The sequence below is a fragment of the Mycolicibacter sinensis genome, assembly GCF_001673565.1.
In the GTDB taxonomy this organism is placed as follows: Bacteria; Actinomycetota; Actinomycetes; order Mycobacteriales; family Mycobacteriaceae; genus Mycobacterium; species Mycobacterium sinense_C.
On record NZ_LZMF01000058.1, the window covers coordinates 25,586 to 44,303 of the forward strand.

An 18,718-nucleotide genomic window follows, 5' to 3' on the forward strand; every position below is an offset into this window, starting at 1 on the left:
GGCTCGGCGAGCATGAACCTAGCCGCTTCCTGTCCGATTACGCGAGCCGAAAAGTCGGAAGAATGACAATGTTCAAGGGCCGTTCATCTAGCGTCATCCGTCCCGCCACCACGGGCACACCATCCGGCATTTCCCCAGGTGGCGCTCGGTATTGAGACCTCGGTCACAATGGTTCACAGTTAAAATCACCGCGCGTAATTTCATTTCTCACATAAAAGTGCCCCGCCGCCCACATCCGGTGAAAGAAGATCAGTGTCGAAAGACATAAAAAATCAGGCCGCGCGTTAAAGGGGGCGAATCACGCCCCGACGCAAGGCTCTGGCGTTAGCGTTCACCGGGTGAGCACCGCTCCTATCGACCTCGGCTCCTGGATCGCCCGGCGGGCGGCGGCGACGCCGAAGCTGCCGGCGATCACCTTCGGCGAAAACACCTGGACGTATCGGGATTTCGCGGATCGTATCGACCGGCTGGCGGCCGAACTCGGCGCCGGCGGGACACGCCGCGGCGACCGGGTCGGCTATGTCGGCCTCAACCACCCCGACTTTCTGGTCACGCTGTTCGCCGCCGCCCGAATCGGCGCGGCATTCGTACCGCTGAATTGGCGGCTCACCGCCGACGAACTCTGCTACATCCTGGGCAACGCGGGAGTGCACACGCTGGTGGCCGACGCCGAGCGCGCCGCGGTGATCGACCCGGTGCGCGCCCAGGCCGGCTTACACCGCGCGATCGCCCTGGCGCCGGTTCCCGGTTGGGAGGTGGTCGACGACCTGCTCACCCAGCGCGCCCCGCTGGCTGACCCGGTCTTCGCCGACGCCGACGAGGTCGCGGTGATCATGTACACCTCGGGGACCACCGGGCGGCCCAAGGGGGCGATGCTCACTCACGCAAACCTGTTCTGGAACAACTTCAATGCCCTCTTGGCGTTCGACACCTGCCAGCACGACGTGTCGTTGGTCTGCGCACCGCTGTTTCACATCGGCGGACTCAATGTCACCACCCTGCTGACCCTGCAGAAGGGTGGCCAGATCGTACTGATGCCCGCCTTCGATCCGGGCGAAGCGCTCCGGCTCATCACCGAGCACCGGGTGACCACCATGTTCGGGGTACCGGCGATGTTCTTGTTCATGAGCCAGCACCCGGAATTCGCCGACTCCGATCTGTCCAGCGTGCGCCACTTCGTCTGCGGCGGCGCGCCGGTACCCGAGTCGCTGATCCAGCGCTACGGGCAGCGCGGTATCCCGTTCGCGCAGGGATACGGGCTCACCGAAACCGCGCCGCTGGCGTTGGTGCTGCGCACCGACGAGGTCGGCGCGAAGATCGGCGCCGCCGGCAATCAGGTACTGCCGCTGTCGGATGTGCGATTGGTCGACGCCAACAACGACCCGGTGCCCGCCGGTGCGCGCGGCGAGATCTGCGTCCGCGGGCCGCAGGTGATGGCCGGTTACTGGCGTAACCCCGAGGCCACCGCCGCGGTGATCGACGCCGAGGGGTGGTTTCACACCGGCGATATCGGCCAGGCCGACGACGAGGGCTACGTCTGGGTGATCGACCGGGTCAAGGACATGGTCATCTCCGGTGGCGAGAACGTCTACCCCGCCGAAGTCGAAGACGTGCTCTACGGGCATCCCGCCGTCGCCGAAGTCGCCGTGTTGGGCACCCCGCACGACAAGTGGGGCGAAGCGGTGACGGCGGTGGTAGCGCTGAAGGCGGGTACCACCTTGACGCTGGACGAGTTGCGCGAGTTCGCCCGGGGCAAATTGGCGGCGTTCAAGCTGCCGATCCGGCTGGAGTTCGTCGACGCCCTGCCCCGCACCCAGTCCGGGAAGGTCGTGAAATATCAGCTGCGCGAGGCGATGTCGGACGAACCGAAAGGTTGAGTTCGGCCGGGCAAGCTGTGCGCCGTCAACGGTGGCAGGATGAGCTGATGGCACACGGTAATACCCCGGAATTCGACCCACTCGACCCGTTGAGCCTGGACAGTCTGTTGTCCGACGACGAGATCGCGCTGCGGGACACCGTCGCGAAGTTCTGCGCCGAACACGTCATGCCACACATCGCCGAATGGTTCGAGATCGGCGACCTACCCGCCCGCGAGCTCGCGAAAGAATTCGGCAAGCTCGGACTGCTGGGCATGCACCTGCACGGGTACGGGTGCGGCGGGGCGTCGGCGGTGCACTACGGCCTGGCCTGCGTGGAGTTGGAGGCCGCCGATTCCGGCCTGCGCTCACTGGTGAGCGTGCAGGGCTCGCTGGCGATGTTCTCGATCTACAACAACGGCTCCGAAGAGCAGAAGCAGCAGTGGCTGCCGGGTATGGCCACCGGGGAGGTGATCGGCTGCTTCGGGCTGACCGAGCCCGACGTCGGCTCCGATCCGGCCGCCATGACCACCCGGGCCAAACGCGACGGATCGGACTGGATCCTCAACGGCCGCAAGATGTGGATCACCAACGGAACGATCGCCGACGTCGCGGTGGTCTGGGCCGCCACCGACGACGGCATCCGCGGCTTCATCGTGCCCACCGACACGCCCGGGTTCTCCGCCAACACCGTCCACCATAAGCTTTCGCTGCGCGCCTCCATCACCAGCGAACTGGTGCTCGACGACGTGAGACTTCCCGCCGAGGCGATGCTGCCGCACGCCCGCGGCGTCAAGGGCGCTCTGGCCAGCCTGTCCGAGGCGCGTTACGGAATCATCTGGGGATCAATGGGTGCCGCGCGTTCGGCGTGGCAATCGGCCCGCGACTATGCGATGGCGCGCACCCAGTTCGGCAAGCCGATCGCCGGTTTCCAGCTGACCCAGGCCAAGCTCGTCGACATGGCCGTCGAACTGCACAAGGGTCAGTTGCTCTCGCTGCACCTGGGCCGGCTCAAGGACGGCATCGGTCTGCGCCCCGAGCAGGTCAGCTTCGGCAAGCTCAACAACACCCGCAGCGCCCTGGAGATCTGCCGCACCGCGCGAACCATCTTGGGCGGCAACGGGATCTCGCTGGAATACCCGGTGATCCGGCACATGGTCAACCTGGAGTCGGTGCTGACGTATGAGGGCACCCCGGAGATGCATCAGCTGGTGCTGGGCCAGGCGTTCACCGGGTTGGGCGCCTTCCGCTGATGCTGAGCTACAACTCCGAGCATCACCAATTCCGGGAACTGGTTAGAGATTTCGCGCGAACCACCGTCCTGCCCACCCATGAGGACGCCGAGCACAGCGGCAGTTGGGATCGTTCGATGTTCCTCGAGGCCGGCCGGCTGGGCCTGCTCGGGTTTCCGGTCCCGGAGGAGTTCGGCGGGCCGGGTGTCAACGACTTCCGCTACCACGCGATCGTCGTCGACGAGCTGCAGCGGGCCGGGGCCGCCGCCGAGGCGATCGCGTTCTCGTTGCAGAACGACGTGGTGCTGCCGTATCTGACCGATCTGACCAACGCGGAGCAGAAGAAGCGTTGGCTGCCCGGCGTGGTGACCGGCGAGACGGTGCTCGCCATCGCGATGACCGAGCCCGGCACCGGCAGCGACCTGGCCGGCATCGCCACCACCGCACACCGCGACGGCGAGCACTATGTGGTCAACGGCGCCAAGACCTTCATCTCCAACGGGCAGACCGGCGATCTGTTCGTGGTCGCGGTCCGCACCGGCGACGACCGATACAAGGGCCTGTCGCTGCTGGTGGTCGAGCCCGACACACCCGGGTTTCACCGGGGCCGCAACCTGGCCAAGATCGGCTTGCACGCTCAGGACACCTCCGAGCTGGCGTTCACCGACATGCGCGTGCCGATCGACAATCTGCTCGGCGAAGAGGGGCAAGGCTTTTATCAGCTGGTGCGCAACCTGCCCCAGGAACGGCTCTCGCTGGGGGTCGGTGCCGTCGCCGCCGCCGAAGGGGTGCTGGCCGAGACCCTGGAGTACGTCAAGCAACGCCGGGCATTCGGCACCGAGATCGCCGGATTCCAGAACACCCAGTTCGTGCTGGCCGAGGTGACCACCGAATTGGACGTCGCCCGAACCTATCTCGACGACTGCATCGCAGCGCACTTGGACGGCAAGCTGACCGCGGCGCGGGCCGCCAAGCTCAAGTGGTGGAGTACCGACGTGCAGTTCCGCACCGCGCACCGCTGCCTGCAGCTCTATGGCGGATACGGCTACATGCGCGAGTACCCGGTGTCGCGGGCCTTCGTCGACGCCCGCATTCAGAGCATCTACGGCGGCACCAACGAGATCATGAAGACGATCATCGCCAAGGATCTGGGGCTCTGACGACGACGGCGTCACCGGCGACGCCGTCGTGCGTTCAGTCGCGTGATCAGGTACCGCTGCCGGAAGCCGCGGGCGGGCCGTCCGCACCGGGCTGACCGGCCTGACCGGGTGCGCCGGGCGTGCCGGTGCTGCCGTTGCCGTTGACGACGGGCGACCCGGGCGCACCGGGCTCACCACCCGGACCGCCGGCGGCGCCCACGCCACCGGGTCCGCCGTTGCCGCCGTCGCCGCCGTCACCACCGGTCGCAAGACCGTCGGAGCCGGTGGCCCGGGCGCTGCCGCCATTGCCGCCGTTGCCGCCGGCCCCACCGTCGTTGCCGGCACCACCCTGACCACCGTTGCCGCCGTCACCGGCGTCACCACCGGTGGCGGTGCCACCCATGCCGTGTGAGAGCGCGTCGCCGCCGGCCCCACCGGCACCGCCGTCACCGCCGACCGGCCCCGGGGTCGCCGGCGTGGCCACACCGGCGCCGTCACCGCCGTCGCCGCCGTCGCCGCCGACGGTGTTGCCACCCGAGCCGTTGGCCGTGGCCGCGCCGCCGGCCCCGCCGGCCCCGCCGTCGCCCATCACCTGACCGCCGACACCGCCGTCACCCCCGTCACCGCCGTCCCCGCCGAACGCGGTGCCATCCGACCCGTTGGAGGTGGCCTCGCCACCGGCGCCACCGACCCCGCCGTTACCACCGATGGTCGAGCCCTGGCCGCCGTTGCCGCCGGCCCCGCCGTTCCCGGCGGTCACGTCGCCGCCTTGGCCATTCGCGACGCCCTCATATCCGGCGCCGCCGGCCCCGCCGACACCGCCCGCACCGAAGATCGTGCCCAACCCGGCGCCACCGTCGCCGCCGATGCCGCCGACGCCGCCGTCCACACCGGTACCGCCGGTGCCGCCGGCACCGCCGACGCCCATCAGCGTCCCGCCGGTGCCGCCCATACCGCCGGCACCGCCGTCGGCTCCTTCACCGCCCATGCCGCCGTTACCGATCAAGCCGGCGTCACCGCCGACGCCGCCCACGCCGTCGGCGTCGGTGCCACCGGCGCCGCCGTCACCGAACCACAGCCCGCCGTTGCCGCCGGCCGCGTCGGCCAGCGTGCCGCCGTCCATACCGTCGGCACCGTTGCCGATCAGGAACTGGCCAGAAAGCGTATTGATCGAGTTGTCGACGAACTGACCGAAGTCGCTGGTGATCCAATCCTGCTCCCAGGTGTGGATCATGGCGTAGGTGTTCGCGTCGACCGACAAGTCGCCGAACAGGCTCCCAAGCAGGCCGCCGAACCAGTCACCCTCGCTGCCGTCAGCCGCTCCCGCGCTCGACGGGTCGAACAGCGCATCCCAACTGAAGGTGGTCGCGCTGGCGTCCGCGGCCGGAGCCGCCCAGTCGGTGGGGCTGAACAGGTCCAGAAGCCAGTCCAGCTCGTCGGCCTGAGCTTTGTGCGCCGCGCCCATCGGCGAGACGGTGAACACCATGAACGCAGCCGCTGCCGCCCCCGCGCCCAGACTCCGAGTAATCCATTGACCGGTCATCTGTGCCACTTCCCTTACGTGCGAATCAAAGTCGGTTGCTTTCATAAACGGCCTACGGCACTGCAAGCCTTATGGTGAATCACGGGGCCGTCTCATCCCCCACCCGGAATTCAGCGGGGCTATACCCACCGCCGATGCCAGCAAAACCCGCGATAACCCAAGAATCCCAACGCAGTTCACTCTATGTTTTCGGACTTCAGTCGAAGACCGTTGCAGTCCTTACCCGCTCGCGAAGCCGACCGAGGGGAGATGGAGACACTTCGTCCGCATTCCTCGACCATTCGCCACAAGCCCGGCCCCGCTGAGCGGCTGGCAAATACCACATGGAAGAGTTGTAAAAATGACGAGTCACGAGGTTCTTGGGCAGCGGGCGGCGGCATTCCTGGCAATGCACCAGCCGGGCAATCCGGTGATCCTGCCGACCGTGTGGGATGTGTGGTCAGCCAAGCTGGCAGTAGGTGCCGGATTCGCGGCGCTGACGATCGGCAGCAAGCCGGTGGCCGAATCGATGGGCCTGAGCGACGGCGAAGGGATGTCGTTCGCCGAGGTGCTGGGCCGGGTCCGCCAGATCACCGAGGCCGTCGACGTGCCGGTCTCCCTCGACATCGAGTCGGGCTATGCCGAATCCGCCGAGCGGCTGGTCGAAGGCCTGCTGGCGGCCGGCGTGGTCGGCTGCAACATCGAGGACTCGGTGCACAGCGAAGACAAGCGGCTGCGCTCGGCGTCGGAGCATGCCGAGTTCGTGGGCGCACTGCGCGCAGCCGCCGACGCCGCGGGCACGCACCTGGTGATCAACGCCCGCACCGATTTGTTCCTGCGCAAAGACGGCGACGACGCGGACCGCATCGACCGCGCCATCGCGCGGCTGACCGAGTGCGCCGAAGCCGGCGCGGACGTGCTCTACCCGGTCGGGCGCCACGATGCGGAGACACTGCGCGCCCTGGCCGCCGGGCTGCCCAAGCCGGTCAACGCGCTGGCCGCCCCCGACCAGGACGACCCGGCCTCGTTCGGCGAGCTCGGGATCGGCCGGGTCAGCTTCGGGCCGCTGTTGCAGGCCGCGCTGGGCAAGCACGCCGGGGAGATCCTCGCCCGCTGGTCCTGAGGCTTTCCCACGAACTTGACACCTGTTAAGTTCGTCGCGTGGACAACATTCGTGGCAAGACCATTGCCATCACAGGTGCCGCCCGCGGGATCGGGCTCGCGACGGCCGCCGCCCTGCTCGCTCGCGGCGCCCGGGTCGTCATCGGCGACCGCGACGTGAGTGTGCTCGACAAGGCGGTACAGCAGCTCGGCCCCGGAAACCCGGTCAGCGGCTACCCTCTCGACGTCACCGACCGTGAGTCCTTCTCGACGTTCCTGGACAAGGCCCGCACCGACGGTGACGGCCACATCGATGTGCTGATCAACAATGCCGGGGTGATGCCGGTCGGGCCGTTCCTCGGCCAGAGCCAGGAAACCATCCGGTCGGCGACCGAGGTCAACTTCTACGGCGTGCTCAACGGCTGCCAGCTGGTGCTGCCCGAGATGGTGAGACGCCGCGCCGGCCACATCATCAACATCGCCTCGATGGCCGGGATCGTCGCCGTTCCAGGCCAAGTGCTCTACGCCGGAACCAAATTCGCGGTCGTCGGTCTGAGCACCGCGATGGCCGACGAGTTCGCGCCGCAGGGTGTGGCGATCAGCGCGGTGCTGCCGACCTTCACCAACACCGAACTGATCTCGGGCACGACGCCGTCGGCGGCACAGAAGCCGGTGCAGCCCGAGGACATCGCTGCCGCGGTGGTCAAGGTGCTCGACAAGCCGAAGACGCTGGTGTCGGTGCCGAGTTTCGGGCGTCGCACCGCGATCCTGGCGACCCTGCTGCCCGATCGGGCGCGCCGTTGGCTCAACAAGAAGACGCACAACGACACGGTGTTCCTGCAATTGGACACCGCGGCCCGCAAGGCCTACGAAGACCGCGCCCAGCACGCCACCGGGGTCATCGAGAACGACTGATCCGGGGCCGCTCGGTGGGCTAACCCAGCGCCTGAGCCAGGTCGGCGATCAGGTCGTCGGTGCCTTCCAGCCCGACCGAGATCCGCACCACCCCGTCGCCCAGACCGATCGCGGCGCGCCCGTCGGGCCCCATCGCCCGGTGGGTGGTGGTCGCCGGGTGGGTGATCAGCGACTTGGCGTCGCCGAGGTTGTTGGAGATGTCGATCAAGCTCAGCTTGTCCAGCAACTCGAACGCCCGCTGCTTGGCGGTGCTCGCCGGGGCGTCGAGCTCGAAGGTGATGACGGTTCCGCCACCGGACATCTGCTTGCGCGCCAGGTCGTGCTGCGGATGCGACGCCAGAAACGGATAGCGCACCCGGCGCACCGCGGGATGCTGTTCGAGGAACTCCGCGATCCGCAGCGCCGCGGCGTTGGCGTAGTCGACCCGAACAGCCAGTGTTTCAAGGCCTTTCAGCAGCAGCCAGGCGTTGAAGGCGCTGAGTGCCGGGCCGGTGTGCCGCATCAGCGTCTGGACCGGGCCGTCGATGTAGTCCTGGTCGCCCAGGATCGCTCCACCGAGTACCCGGCCCTGGCCGTCGAGGTGCTTGGTGCCCGAGTACACCACGACGTCCACCCCGAGCGGGAAGCCTTGCTGCAGCAGCGGAGTGGCGAATACGTTGTCCAGCACCACTTTCGCGCCGGCGGCATGGGCCAGCTCGGTGACCGCGGCGATGTCGACTAGTGACTGCATCGGGTTCGACGGCGTCTCGAAGAACACCGCTTGAGTGGGTACCGACAGCGCCTGCTCCCACTGCTGCAGGTCGTCGCCGTCGACGAACACCGTCTCGACCCCCCAGCGGGGCAGGATCTCGTTGCAGACCACGAAGCACGACCCGAACAGACTGCGCGCGGCCACCAACCGGTCACCGGCACCCAGCAATGCACCGAGCGAGACGAACACCGCCGCCATGCCGCTGGCGGTGGCGAACGCCGCCGGGGCGCCCTCGATCAGTCGCAGCCGCTCCTCGAACATCGACACGGTCGGATTGCCGTAGCGCGAGTAGACGAACCGGTCGACCTCCCCGGTGAACGCCTGCTCCGCGGCGGCCGCGGACTCATAGACATAACCCGAACTGAGGAACAGCGCCTCGGCGGTCTCGTCGAACTGCGAGCGCAGCAGACCGCCGCGCACCCCCAAAGTGGCCTGACTGACCCCGTCGGGCAGCGGTTTGGGAACGCGGACCGAGCGCTCGCTCACGACTGCTGCCAGGGCAATCCGACTGCACGCCAACCGCCGGCGCCGCGGTGCCCGTGCTCGTCGAGTTGGCCTTCGAACCCGTCCAGCACGTTGTAGGACGGCGTGATGCCGGCTGCGGTGGCGGTCGCGGCGGCCGGAATGGAGCGGTTTCCCGAGCGGCACAGGAACACCGCCGGCCCGGCCGGCACCCGGGCGGCCAGTTCATCCGCGAAATTCACATTGGGGCTGCCGTCGGAGTGGACCCACTCGATGCAGACCACCGCGCGGTCTAGACCGGACAGGTCCGGCAGTCCCACGAAGCGCCATTCGGCGTCGGTGCGCACGTCGATGAGCGTCGCCGTCGGGTCGTCGCGCAGTATCGCCCAGGCCTGCTCGGGGGTGATGTCTCCTGCGTAGCTCACCTGCGGAAGTCTCGCACCCGCGGCGGGTTCACGCCACGGCGGGTCACGGCCACAGCTTGCCGAGAACGGCCGCGACCTGCTCGGCCCGGTCGCGGGCGACTGCCACGTCCGGACCGGTCGCCAGCGCCAATCCCAGCCGCCGGCGCGGGTGACCCTCGTGGTGTCCGAACACCACCACATCACTTTCGGTCACACTGAGCGCATCGGCGACCACGGCCACGCTGTCGGCGGTGGCCTCGGTGGCCGCCCCGCCCGGCACCCGCCGCGAGTAGATCAACCGGGCGGCGCCGGGCGAGACCATGATGGCGTCGATCGCCAGCCCGAGGATCGCGCGTGCCTGCAATTCGAAACCGGAGAGCCGCTGGGTGCGCAACGTCAACAGCGCGGCATCGTAGGGCCGCACGTTGACGCCGGTGAAGTACACCTCGTCGCCGTGCACCAGCAACTGCACCTCGAACAGGCCGCGACCGCCGAGTGCCCGCGCGATGCGCGCAGCAACCGATTTGGCCGCATCCAGCGCCACCTTGCTCATCGGGTAGGGCTGCCACAGCTCCACTGTCAGTTGCCCGTTCGGGTTCTCTTCGGTGCGGTGCCCGATCGGCGCGCAGAAATCCAACGCCGGACCGTCCGCGCCGTCGCGATGCACGGCCAGCAAGGTGACCTCGCTGTCGAACTCGACCACGGTCTCGGCCAGCACCCGGGCCGGTGCGCCCGGACCGGCGGCTGAAATCGCGCGTTGCCAGGCCGGTTCGATGTCGCTCTCGCGCACCATTACCGAGCGGCCCTCGCCCAGCGCCCCTGCCACCGGTTTGACCACCATCGGGAATCCGGCGTGCTTGGCCACCGCCTGCAGTTCCTCGACCGAACCGGCGAACCAGAACGGCGCGGTCGGCAATCCGAGCTCGTCGGCGGCCAGCCGCCGCAAACCCTCCGGGTCGCCGGCCAGCCGGGCACCGCGCAGGCCGGGCACCAGTTCGGTGAAACCGGTGTCGACGACGGCGGTCAGCGCCTCTGTAGCCACCACGTCGGAGGCGACCACCACGACTTTCGGCTGCAACCACCGGATCGCCGCGGCCAGCTCGTCGTTGTCGCTCAGATCCACCACCACCGAGCGGTCGGCGATCCCGTGCAACGCGGCGTCGGCGTAGCGGTCGATAGCGATCACCTCGGCGCCCAGGCGCTGCAGCGCCGTCACGAGCTCCCGGCTGAGCTCCCCGGAGCCGAGCAGTGCCACCCTGGTCCGACTGGGACCGTCGGCGGACAACCGCTCGGTCGCGACCTCCCGCCCTTCCTCGGACTCCCCGTTCAACCGCCCTACCCTCCCGCGCCAAGGCAATGTTGCATGGTGCTCAAGGATAAAGGTGAACGCGGACGGAGGTGCGAACGACGGTGAACCCCGCACTGTTGGGCTCGCTGGTGGCCGCAGTGCTGGTGGCGGCCATCGCCCGGCACCACAAGTTGTCCGCGCCGCTGGTCTTGGTGATCGCCGGCCTGCTGGTCGGACTGATCCCGGCGGTGCCCGACATCGCGCTGCGGCCCGACCTGGTGCTGTTCGTGATCCTGCCGCCGCTGCTGTGGTCGGCGGGGCTGGAGAGCTCCTACATCAACATGCGCCGCAACCGGCGCTCGATCATGCTGCTGGCGGTCGGCCTGCCGCTGGCCACCACCGTCGCCGTCGGCGTGGTCGCCTACTACACCGTGCCGGAGTTCACCGTGGCGGCCGCGCTGACCTTGGGCGCGATCGTGGCGCCGCCGGATGCGGTGTCGGCGACCGCGGTCGGCCGCCGGGTCGGGCTGCCACGCCGGATCATGACGCTGCTCGGCGGGGAAAGCCTGCTCAACGACGCCACCGCGCTGACCGTCTACAAGATGGCGCTGGCCGCGGCGATCGGCGCCGCGACCGGCTGGGGCACCGGTCTGGCGACATTCGTGCTGTCCGCCGTCGGCGGCGTGGCGGTCGGGATGGCCTTCGGGGCACTCATCGTGGTCATCCGGTCCAAATTGACCGACCCCCTGGTGGAGAGCGCTGTCGGGCTGGTTGCCCCGTTCGTCATCTACCTGGTCGCCGAGGAGGTGCACGGCTCGGGGGTGCTCGCGGTGGTGGTCGCCGCCTTGATCCTCGGACAGCGCTTCACCCGGGCCCACTACGCCACCCGGCTGCAGGACCAGGCGGTCTGGCGCGCGGTGCAGCTGGTGTTGGAGTCGTTGGCGTTTCTGCTGATCGGCCTGCAACTGCCGACCGTGGTGAAGAACATGCAGGGCGTACGCTTTTCCACTCTGACCGTCGCGTCGCTGCTGGTGTTCGCGACGGTGCTGGCGGTGCGCGGGGTGTGGGTGCTGACGTTCTCCTACCTGCCGCGGAGGCTCTCGGCCGGGATCCGGCAACGCGAGGCCGCCCCCACGCCCGGGCAGGTGTTCATCCTCGCCTGGGCCGGGATGCGCGGCGTGGTGTCGCTGGCGGCTGCCTTCGGTGTTCCGATGACGACGCTGGCCGGGGAACCGTTCCCGGGCCGCCCGCAGCTGGTGTTTCTGACTTTCGTGGTGGTCGTCGGCACGCTGCTGCTGCACGGGATGACGCTGCCGTGGCTGATCCGGCGGCTGGATGTTCGCACCGATCAGGACCGCAACGATGCGATCGCCGCGGCGGCCGCACAGGACAAGGCGGCCCTCTCTGCCGCCAACCGGCTCGACGAGGTGCTCGCCTCCAGCGAGCCGTCGCCGGCCAGCGAGCGCGCCGCCGACGCCCTGCGTACCTGGAACACGCGGCGGCGTAACGCAGCCCGGGAACGGCTGCGCCGCTTGGACCCGGATAACGACGACAGCGACGAGACCGCCGCCGCGGCCTTTCGCCGGCTGCGGCTGGAGATGCTGGGCGCCGAGCGTGCGGCGCTGGTCGCCGAACGCGACCTCGGCCGCATCGACGACCAAGTGCTGCGCAGTCTCCTGCACGGGCTGGATCTCGAAGAGGCGACACTGAATCTGGACTAGTTCCCCCTTCTCCTTCCGCGAGCAGACATGAAAGCCCCCAAAACCGGGTTCCAGAGGGGGCTTTCACGTCTGCTCGCGGTCTACGGCGCCCGCGGCTACAGTCGGATCCATGAGCGCGCTGACATCGCCGAAGACCTACACGGGGCTGGCGGCCTTCCAAGTCGCCGACGCGGTGGCCTGCGCCATCCCGGTGCCCTACATCGCCACGGCGCTTGACCAGCTGGGCTGTTCACCCGAGGTCCGCAAGGTGCTGCCGATCGTCAAGGTGGCCTCGGCGGTCGGTCTGCTGTCGGTGCACCGCTTCCCGGTGCTGGCCCGCGTCACCACCGCGGCGTTGACGCTGTACTTCGTCCTGGCGGTGGGCGCCCACATCCGGGTCCGCGACGCGGTCACCAACACCATCCCCGCCGCGACGTTTCTGGCCCTGTTCGCGGCGATGACCGTTAAGGGCCCCAGTTAGGGCTGCCCCGGCAGTAGCCGCACCATCAGACCCTGCGCTTCGGCCAGCACGGTCCCGTCGGTGTCGGTGAGCTCGGCGCCGATGAACGCCTTACGCCCCTCGGCCTTCTCGATCCGGCCGTGCACCAGCAGCTTGGTGTCGATCGGGGTGACCTTGCGGTAGTCGACGTGCAGGAACGCCGTCCGGCTGATCGGGCGGTTCGCGGCGTGCACCACCATTCCGAACATCCAGTCGAACAGCAGCGGCAACACCCCGCCGTGCACCGCGGAGTTGCCGCCCACGTGAAACCGGCTGAACCACCCCTTCATCGAGACACCGTCGGGCTCGAAGCGGGTGATGCGCCACGGCGGCAGCATCAGGCTGCCCATGCCCGGCAGCGACGGCGCCCGCCCGGCCGGGGCGACCGCCTGCGACGCCGGGAACTTCTCCAGCAGCCCGACCAGCTCCTCGACGCGGTCGGCGGCATCGTCCCAGGTGGCGTCGTCGGGGGCGGTGGACACCGACAGGTCCTGCAGGCGCCGCATCGTGGTGACGAACCGGGCAAACCCCGGGCTCGGCTCGACGACCGCGAAGTCGGGGAACCCGCCGTGGCTGGCGTAGTCGGGATCGAGCTGCTCGGGCCCACCGTCGCTCACGTGTGGTTCCGCACAACGTCGCGGCGCACGATGGTCTGTTCCCGGCCGGGCCCGACCCCGATGCACGAAACCTGCGCTCCGGCAATCTCTTCCAGCCGCGACACGTAGTCGCGCGCGTTGGCGGGCAGCTCCTCGAAGGTGCGGGCGCCGGAGATGTCCTCCCACCAGCCCGGCAGTTCTTCGTAAACCGGTACGGCGCGGGCGAATTCCTCCTGGGTCATCGGCAGCTCGTCGGTGCGTTTGCCGTCGACGGTGTAGCCGACGCAGACCGGCACGGTCTGCAGGCTGGAGAGCACGTCGAGCTTGGTCAGGAAGTAGTCGGTGATCCCGTTGACCCGGGTGGCGTAGCGCGCGATCACCGCGTCGAACCAGCCGCAGCGCCGCTGGCGGCCGGTGGTCACCCCGACCTCACCGCCGGTCTTGGACAGGTATTCGCCGTGGGCGTCGAACAATTCGGTGGGGAACGGTCCCGAGCCCACCCGGGTGGTGTAGGCCTTCAGGATGCCCAGCACCGTGGTGATGCGGGTCGGTCCGACACCGGAGCCGACGGACGCACCACCCGCGGTCGGGTTGGACGACGTCACGTACGGGTAGGTGCCGTGGTCGACGTCGAGCAGGGTGCCCTGCGAACCTTCCAGCAGGACGTTCTCGCCGCGGTCCAGCGCAGCACCGAGTACCAGCGCGGTGTCGGCGATGCGGTGCTTGAAGCCCTCGGCCTGGGTCAGCAGGTCCTCGAGCACCTGCTGCGGTTCCAGCGCCTTGCGGTTGTAGATCTTGACCAGCACCTGGTTCTTGAATTCCAGGGCCGCCTCGATCTTCTGCGCGAGCGACGCCTCGTCGAGCACGTCAGCGACCCGGATCCCGATCCGGGCGATCTTGTCCTGGTAGCAGGGCCCGATGCCGCGGCCAGTGGTGCCGATCTTCTTGCTGCCCATGTAGCGCTCGGTCACCTTGTCGATGGCGACGTGGTAGGGCATCAGCAGGTGTGCGTCGGCGGAGATCAGCAGTCGCGAGGTGTCCACGCCGCGGTTCTCCAGGCCGGCCAGCTCGTCGAGCAGCACCCCGGGGTCGACCACCACACCGTTGCCGATGATGTTGGTGACGTGCGGCGTCAGCACCCCCGAGGGGATCAGGTGCAACGCGAAGTTCTCCCCGGTGGGCAACACCACGGTGTGGCCGGCGTTGTTGCCGCCCTGGTAGCGCACCACCCACTGCACTCGTTCGCCGAGTAGGTCGGTGGCTTTCCCTTTGCCCTCGTCACCCCACTGGGCGCCGATGACGACGATTGCCGGCATGGATCCTCGCTAACTGTCTTGGCTTACTGTGGTCCAGCCGGTGACTGAGCTTATCTGAAGCGATTCCCAAGGAGCGTGTTGAACGCCATTACCGCCCCGGAAACCGTCGTCCTGCTGTTTGCCGGGCGGCCGCTGCCCCGCCCGTTGCGGGGGCTTGCGGCGCTGCCGGTCGCCGACGATGCGGCCGCGGTGGACTCCGCGATCGAGCGATTCCGCCGGGTGGTGGTGGTCGGCGGCGACGCTGAGCTGGCGCGGGTGCTGACCCGGCTGCTCCGCGCTGGCCGCCTGGATGTCGAGGTCGGGTATGCACCGCCACGGCGTACCGCCGCCACCCGGGCCTACCGGCTGCCGGCCGGTTGGCGGGCGGCGCGGGCTGCGCGGCGCGGTGCTGCCGGCCCGGTTCCGCTGATCCGCGACGACGCCGGCACCGCGCTGGCCGGGGCCGGCCGGTGGGCGCCGGTGGACGGCGCGGCCGTGCTGCGCGGTGAGGGCATCGTCGACGACACCGCGCTCTTCGACGGCGAGGTGGCCGGGGTGCTGATCGAACCGATCGGCACCGCACCGGGGCTGCGGGCCGGGATCCCGTCGCGGCGCGGCCGGGTGCGCCGCTGGGCCACGGGCCGGGCGGCACAGCTGGGCACCACCGGGGCGCTGGTGGTGCGCGACGGGGTGTACGGCACCCGGACGGTGAAGCGGTCCACCTTTTATCGGCACATCGAGGACTGGTTGTTGGTCCGATAGGTTCACGGGCGTGAATGTCAGCCCGCTGCGCGGCCAGGCGATACGGCCCAGCCCGGTCTTCCTGGCGCTGCTGGCCGTGACCGGCCTCGGCGGCGTGCTGGCCTGGCGGGCGGCCGCCGACATCCGGCCGCTGGCCTACGCCGGGGTGTTCGTGATGGTGATCGCCGGCTGGCTGGTCTCGCTGTGCCTGCACGAGTTCGGCCACGCCGTCACCGCCTGGCGGTTCGGCGACCGCGACGTGGCGATGCGCGGCTATCTGACCCTCAACCCGCTGCGCTACACCCACCCGGGGCTGTCGCTGGTGCTGCCGATGCTGTTCATCGCGCTGGGCGGCATCGGCCTGCCGGGAGGAGCGGTGTACCTGCAGACGTCGTTCATGACCCCGCTGCGGCGCACCCTGGTCAGCCTCGCCGGGCCGATGGCCAACCTGGTGCTGGCGGTGCTGCTGCTGGGCGCCACCCGGGCGTTCTACGACCCCGCGCATCCGGTGTTCTTCTCCGGGGTGGCGTTCCTGGGTTTCCTGCAGGTCACCGCGGTGGTGCTGAACCTGCTGCCGGTACCCGGACTGGACGGCTACGGCGCGCTGGAGCCGCACCTGAGCCCCCAGACCCGCCGCGCCCTGGCGCCGTTCCAGCAGTGGGGCCTGCTGGTGCTGCTGGTCCTGCTGATCTCGTCGCCCGCCTTGAACGCAAAGTTCTTCGGGATGGTGCTGTGGTTCTTCGACCTGTTCGGGGTGCCGCGCCTGCTGGTGTCGTGGGGGTTGTCGCTGACCCAGTTTTGGAACGGCTGGTTCTGACGAGCGCAGCGCCCACGTGGGACGCGCGACATATATTGGCTAGCCATGGCCACCGGTCACGATCACAGCCACTCCGACTCCCGGTTGTCGCGGATGGTCATCGGGGCGGTGATCCTGACCGCGTTCTTCGCCATCGAGCTGACCACGGCGGTGGTGATCAACTCGATCGCCCTGCTCGCCGACGCCGGGCACCTGCTCACCGATCTGGCCGCCCTGTTCATGGGCGTGGCGGCGGTGATGCTGGCCCGGCGCGGCAGCACCTCGCCGTCGCGCACCTACGGCTGGCACCGCGCCGAGGTGTTCACCGCGGTCGCCAACGCGGTGCTGCTGATCGGAATGGCGACGTTCATCCTCACCGAGGCGATCCGCCGCATCGGCACCGCACCGGATGTGCCCGGCGGGCCGATGATCGTCGTCGCGATCGCCGGACTGGCCGTCAACGTCGGGGTGGCCCTGCTGTTGCGCTCGCATTCGGCGCACAGCCTCGCGGTGCGCGGCGCCTACATGGAGGTGGTCGCCGACACCGTCGGCAGCGTGGGCGTGCTGATCGCCGGTGTCGTCACGCTGACCACCAGCTGGCCCTACGCCGACGTGGTGGTCGCCGTCTTCGTCGCGCTGTGGGTGCTGCCGCGGGCGTTCGCGCTGGCCGGGGCCGCGCTGCGAATCCTGTCGGAGGCCTCGCCGAGCCACATCGACGTCAACGAACTGCGCGCGGCGCTGGCCGGCGTCGACGGCGTCACCGACGTCCACGACCTGCACGTCTGGACGCTGGTGCCGGGCCAGGACATGGCCACCGCCCACCTGTGCGCCGATACCGACCCCGGCCGGGTGCTCGGCCAGGCGCGCGCGGTGCTGGCCGCCCGCGGCCTGACCCATGCCACCGTGCAGGTGGAGCCGCCCGGGCAGGGCGGCGACTGCCCCATCGGATGCTGACGAGGGTCAGCTCAGCCCCAGCGCCGAGCGGGCGTCGGGGTCGCAGTCGTCGAGCAGAGCCAGGCAGCGCGCCTGCTCCTCGGTCTCCCCAATGGTGGCGGCGGCACGCGCCAGCGCGGCCACACACCGCAAGAAGCCCCGGTTGGGTTCATGCGCGTACGGCACCGGGCCGTGGCCCTTCCACCCGTTGCGGCGCAGCTGGTCCAGGCCCCGGTGGTAACCGGTGCGCGCGTAGGCGTAGGCGGTGACCGCCTTGTCCTCGGTCAATGCCGCTTCGGCCAGCGCCGCCCACGCCACCGAGGCTGCCGGATGCGCGGCCGCGATAATCTCGGGGTTCTGGTTGGCCCGCAGGCCGGCCTCGGCGTCGGGGTCGCCGGGCAGCAAGACCGGATCGGGGCCGAGGAGATTACCGGTGTGAGTCACATCGTTCATTCTGCCGCGCCATCCACGGCCAGCCACTCCGGCAACCCGCCTGCTCGCTCAGTAAGCTGGCGCCCAGCAGATTCGCTAGCGGGAGGACAGCACTAGCCCATGCCGAACCCATCCGGCCCCGACCGCGACGACGTTCCTGCCTCACCAGCATCCGGTCACGGTCCCCAGACCGGCGAAGCCGCCATCGAGCAGCCCGACGGCGACGACCAAGCCACCGAAGTCCACCCCGTCGTCTCGGCCGACGACGACACCTCCACCACGGTGATTACCGAAACCGGCCCGCAATCCGACGACGACGCCGAGGCCGTCACCGAGGTGATCACCACCGAAGCCCCCTCCGGCCCTTCGGCCGCCGGCCCCACCGGGCCGCCGGAGCGCCGATTCACCGCGCCGGGGTTCGACGCCGGACAGACCGAGGTCATTCCGTCGGTGGGCGACGCCGACACGGAATTGTTCGCCCGGCGCGGCGGGAAGGCCGGAAAGGCCACCCCGCAACAGATTCCGCCGCGGCTGGGCGGCAAACTGCCCGTCACCGTCTCCCGCAGCTGGGGCTGGGTGATGGCGCTGATCCTGATCATCCTGGCGCTGGCCGTCGTCGCGGTGCTCGGCACGTTATGGCTGACCCGCGACGAGCGGCAAGCCGCCTCGCAGGAGGAGAAGGTGCGCGGCACGATCTCGAACTTCGACGTCGCCATGCAGAACGGCGACCTGGCTGCGCTGCGCAGCCTGACCTGTGGCGACATCCGCGACCGCTACGTCAACTACGACCAGAAGGCCTGGGACGACACCTACCGCCGGATCGCGGCGGCCAAGCAGTATCCGGTGGTCGCCAGCATCGACGAGGTCGTGGTCAACGAGGGGCACGCCGAAGCCAACGTCACCGCGTTCATGGCCTATGAGCCGCGGGTCCGCTCCACCCGCAGCTTCGACCTGCAGTTCCGCGACGACCAGTGGAAGATCTGCCAGTCCCACGGCGGGTAGCAACCCCGCGAACAGTCGCCAAAGCCCCCAAATCGCGGTGGATTTGGGGGCTTT

The 18,718-nt window shown here is 69.2% G+C and carries 18 protein-coding genes; 11 read left to right on the forward strand and 7 right to left on the reverse strand.

Annotated elements, in window-relative coordinates:
• The first annotated feature begins 338 nt into the window (after nt 1-338).
• The 3 genes from A5648_RS09565 to A5648_RS09575 are packed head-to-tail and all read left to right on the forward strand — an operon-like array spanning nt 339 to nt 4,248.
• Nucleotides 339-1,877, forward strand: coding sequence for an acyl-CoA synthetase (locus A5648_RS09565; RefSeq protein ID WP_065024315.1), 1,539 nt, complete (start codon nt 339-341; stop codon nt 1,875-1,877).
• Nucleotides 1,878-1,924: 47 nt separating this feature from the next.
• Nucleotides 1,925-3,109: an acyl-CoA dehydrogenase family protein gene (locus A5648_RS09570; RefSeq protein ID WP_065024360.1), complete on the forward strand. Its 1,185-nt coding sequence runs from the start codon at nt 1,925-1,927 to the stop codon at nt 3,107-3,109.
• Nucleotides 3,109-4,248, forward strand: coding sequence for an acyl-CoA dehydrogenase family protein (locus tag A5648_RS09575; RefSeq protein ID WP_065024316.1), 1,140 nt, complete (start codon nt 3,109-3,111; stop codon nt 4,246-4,248). Before A5648_RS09570 ends, A5648_RS09575 begins: the two co-directional genes overlap by 1 nt.
• A 46-nt stretch (nt 4,249-4,294) precedes the next feature.
• Here the strand turns inward: A5648_RS09575 and A5648_RS24895 are convergent, their stop codons facing one another.
• On the reverse strand, nt 4,295-5,770 hold the full coding sequence (locus tag A5648_RS24895; RefSeq protein WP_165607325.1) for a PGRS repeat-containing protein: 1,476 nt from the start codon (nt 5,768-5,770) through the stop codon (nt 4,295-4,297).
• 340 nt (nt 5,771-6,110) lie between these two features.
• Here A5648_RS24895 and A5648_RS09585 point away from each other — a divergent pair, with 340 nt between their 5' ends.
• Together A5648_RS09585 and A5648_RS09590 are read left to right on the forward strand one after the other, a co-directional pair.
• Nucleotides 6,111-6,872, forward strand: a complete 762-nt coding sequence (locus A5648_RS09585; protein ID WP_065024318.1) for an isocitrate lyase/PEP mutase family protein — start codon at nt 6,111-6,113, stop codon at nt 6,870-6,872.
• A gap of 38 nt (nt 6,873-6,910) precedes the next feature.
• A complete protein-coding gene (locus tag A5648_RS09590) occupies nt 6,911-7,765 on the forward strand; it encodes an SDR family oxidoreductase (RefSeq protein WP_065024319.1) in 855 nt (284 codons plus the stop codon).
• A gap of 19 nt (nt 7,766-7,784) precedes the next feature.
• Here the strand turns inward: A5648_RS09590 and A5648_RS09595 are convergent, their stop codons facing one another.
• The 3 genes from A5648_RS09595 to purT are packed head-to-tail and all read right to left on the reverse strand — an operon-like array spanning nt 7,785 to nt 10,712.
• Nucleotides 7,785-9,014 (reverse strand): O-succinylhomoserine sulfhydrylase, encoded by a 1,230-nt coding sequence (locus tag A5648_RS09595; RefSeq protein ID WP_109470740.1) that lies wholly within the window; start codon nt 9,012-9,014, stop codon nt 7,785-7,787.
• Nucleotides 8,999-9,403 carry a rhodanese-like domain-containing protein gene (locus tag A5648_RS09600; protein ID WP_065024321.1) on the reverse strand — a complete coding sequence of 135 codons (405 nt, stop codon included), beginning with the start codon at nt 9,401-9,403 and terminating at the stop codon, nt 8,999-9,001. Before A5648_RS09600 ends, A5648_RS09595 begins: the two co-directional genes overlap by 16 nt.
• 43 nt (nt 9,404-9,446) lie before the next feature.
• Entirely contained in the window at nt 9,447-10,712 is a 1,266-nt protein-coding gene (gene purT, locus A5648_RS09605; protein ID WP_065024322.1) for a formate-dependent phosphoribosylglycinamide formyltransferase, read from the reverse strand.
• 80 nt (nt 10,713-10,792) lie between these two features.
• Here purT and A5648_RS09610 point away from each other — a divergent pair, with 80 nt between their 5' ends.
• Nucleotides 10,793-12,391, forward strand: a complete 1,599-nt coding sequence (locus A5648_RS09610) for a Na+/H+ antiporter (protein ID WP_065024323.1) — start codon at nt 10,793-10,795, stop codon at nt 12,389-12,391.
• A 109-nt stretch (nt 12,392-12,500) separates the two neighbouring features.
• Nucleotides 12,501-12,851: a DoxX family protein gene (locus tag A5648_RS09615; protein WP_065024324.1), complete on the forward strand. Its 351-nt coding sequence runs from the start codon at nt 12,501-12,503 to the stop codon at nt 12,849-12,851.
• On the opposite strand, the gene A5648_RS09620 is transcribed toward A5648_RS09615, so the two are convergent.
• Entirely contained in the window at nt 12,848-13,486 is a 639-nt protein-coding gene (locus tag A5648_RS09620) for a PaaI family thioesterase (protein ID WP_065024325.1), read from the reverse strand. The two genes, A5648_RS09615 and A5648_RS09620, sit on opposite strands and share 4 nt — an antisense overlap.
• Complete coding sequence (locus A5648_RS09625; RefSeq protein WP_065024326.1) at nt 13,483-14,781, reverse strand: adenylosuccinate synthase; 1,299 nt, start codon at nt 14,779-14,781, stop codon at nt 13,483-13,485. The genes A5648_RS09620 and A5648_RS09625 overlap by 4 nt, the downstream gene beginning before the upstream one ends.
• 75 nt (nt 14,782-14,856) lie before the next feature.
• Between A5648_RS09625 and A5648_RS09630 the strand changes: the two genes are divergently transcribed.
• Genes A5648_RS09630 through A5648_RS09640 form a run of 3 tightly spaced genes read left to right on the forward strand, consistent with a single transcriptional unit; the run spans nt 14,857 to nt 17,251 of the window.
• The gene (locus A5648_RS09630) at nt 14,857-15,522 is read left to right on the forward strand and encodes a peptidase M50 (protein WP_428844326.1); all 666 of its coding nucleotides are present in this window, start codon (nt 14,857-14,859) and stop codon (nt 15,520-15,522) included.
• A gap of 10 nt (nt 15,523-15,532) precedes the next feature.
• A complete protein-coding gene (locus A5648_RS09635; protein ID WP_065024327.1) occupies nt 15,533-16,318 on the forward strand; it encodes a site-2 protease family protein in 786 nt (261 codons plus the stop codon).
• Between the two features lie 45 nt (nt 16,319-16,363).
• Complete coding sequence (locus A5648_RS09640) at nt 16,364-17,251, forward strand: cation diffusion facilitator family transporter (protein ID WP_065024328.1); 888 nt, start codon at nt 16,364-16,366, stop codon at nt 17,249-17,251.
• 6 nt (nt 17,252-17,257) lie between these two features.
• Here the strand turns inward: A5648_RS09640 and A5648_RS09645 are convergent, their stop codons facing one another.
• Entirely contained in the window at nt 17,258-17,674 is a 417-nt protein-coding gene (locus A5648_RS09645) for a DUF3151 domain-containing protein (protein ID WP_207511640.1), read from the reverse strand.
• 108 nt (nt 17,675-17,782) lie between these two features.
• Here A5648_RS09645 and A5648_RS09650 point away from each other — a divergent pair, with 108 nt between their 5' ends.
• Entirely contained in the window at nt 17,783-18,664 is an 882-nt protein-coding gene (locus A5648_RS09650) for a hypothetical protein (protein ID WP_065024330.1), read from the forward strand.
• Nucleotides 18,665-18,718 lie beyond the last annotated feature (54 nt).

Excerpts from the sequence above, each read along its gene's own strand:
- A5648_RS09570 (WP_065024360.1), top strand. The coding sequence starts at position 1,925 with ATGGCACACGGTAATACCCCGGAATTCGACCCACTCGACCCGTTGAGC.
- A5648_RS09575 (WP_065024316.1), top strand. The coding sequence starts at position 3,109 with ATGCTGAGCTACAACTCCGAGCATCACCAATTCCGGGAACTGGTTAGA.
- A5648_RS24895 (WP_165607325.1), bottom strand. The coding sequence starts at position 5,770 with ATGACCGGTCAATGGATTACTCGGAGTCTGGGCGCGGGGGCGGCAGCG.
- A5648_RS09585 (WP_065024318.1), top strand. The coding sequence starts at position 6,111 with ATGACGAGTCACGAGGTTCTTGGGCAGCGGGCGGCGGCATTCCTGGCA.
- A5648_RS09615 (WP_065024324.1), top strand. The coding sequence starts at position 12,501 with ATGAGCGCGCTGACATCGCCGAAGACCTACACGGGGCTGGCGGCCTTC.
- A5648_RS09625 (WP_065024326.1), bottom strand. The coding sequence starts at position 14,781 with ATGCCGGCAATCGTCGTCATCGGCGCCCAGTGGGGTGACGAGGGCAAA.
- A5648_RS09640 (WP_065024328.1), top strand. The coding sequence starts at position 16,364 with ATGGCCACCGGTCACGATCACAGCCACTCCGACTCCCGGTTGTCGCGG.
- A5648_RS09650 (WP_065024330.1), top strand. The coding sequence starts at position 17,783 with ATGCCGAACCCATCCGGCCCCGACCGCGACGACGTTCCTGCCTCACCA.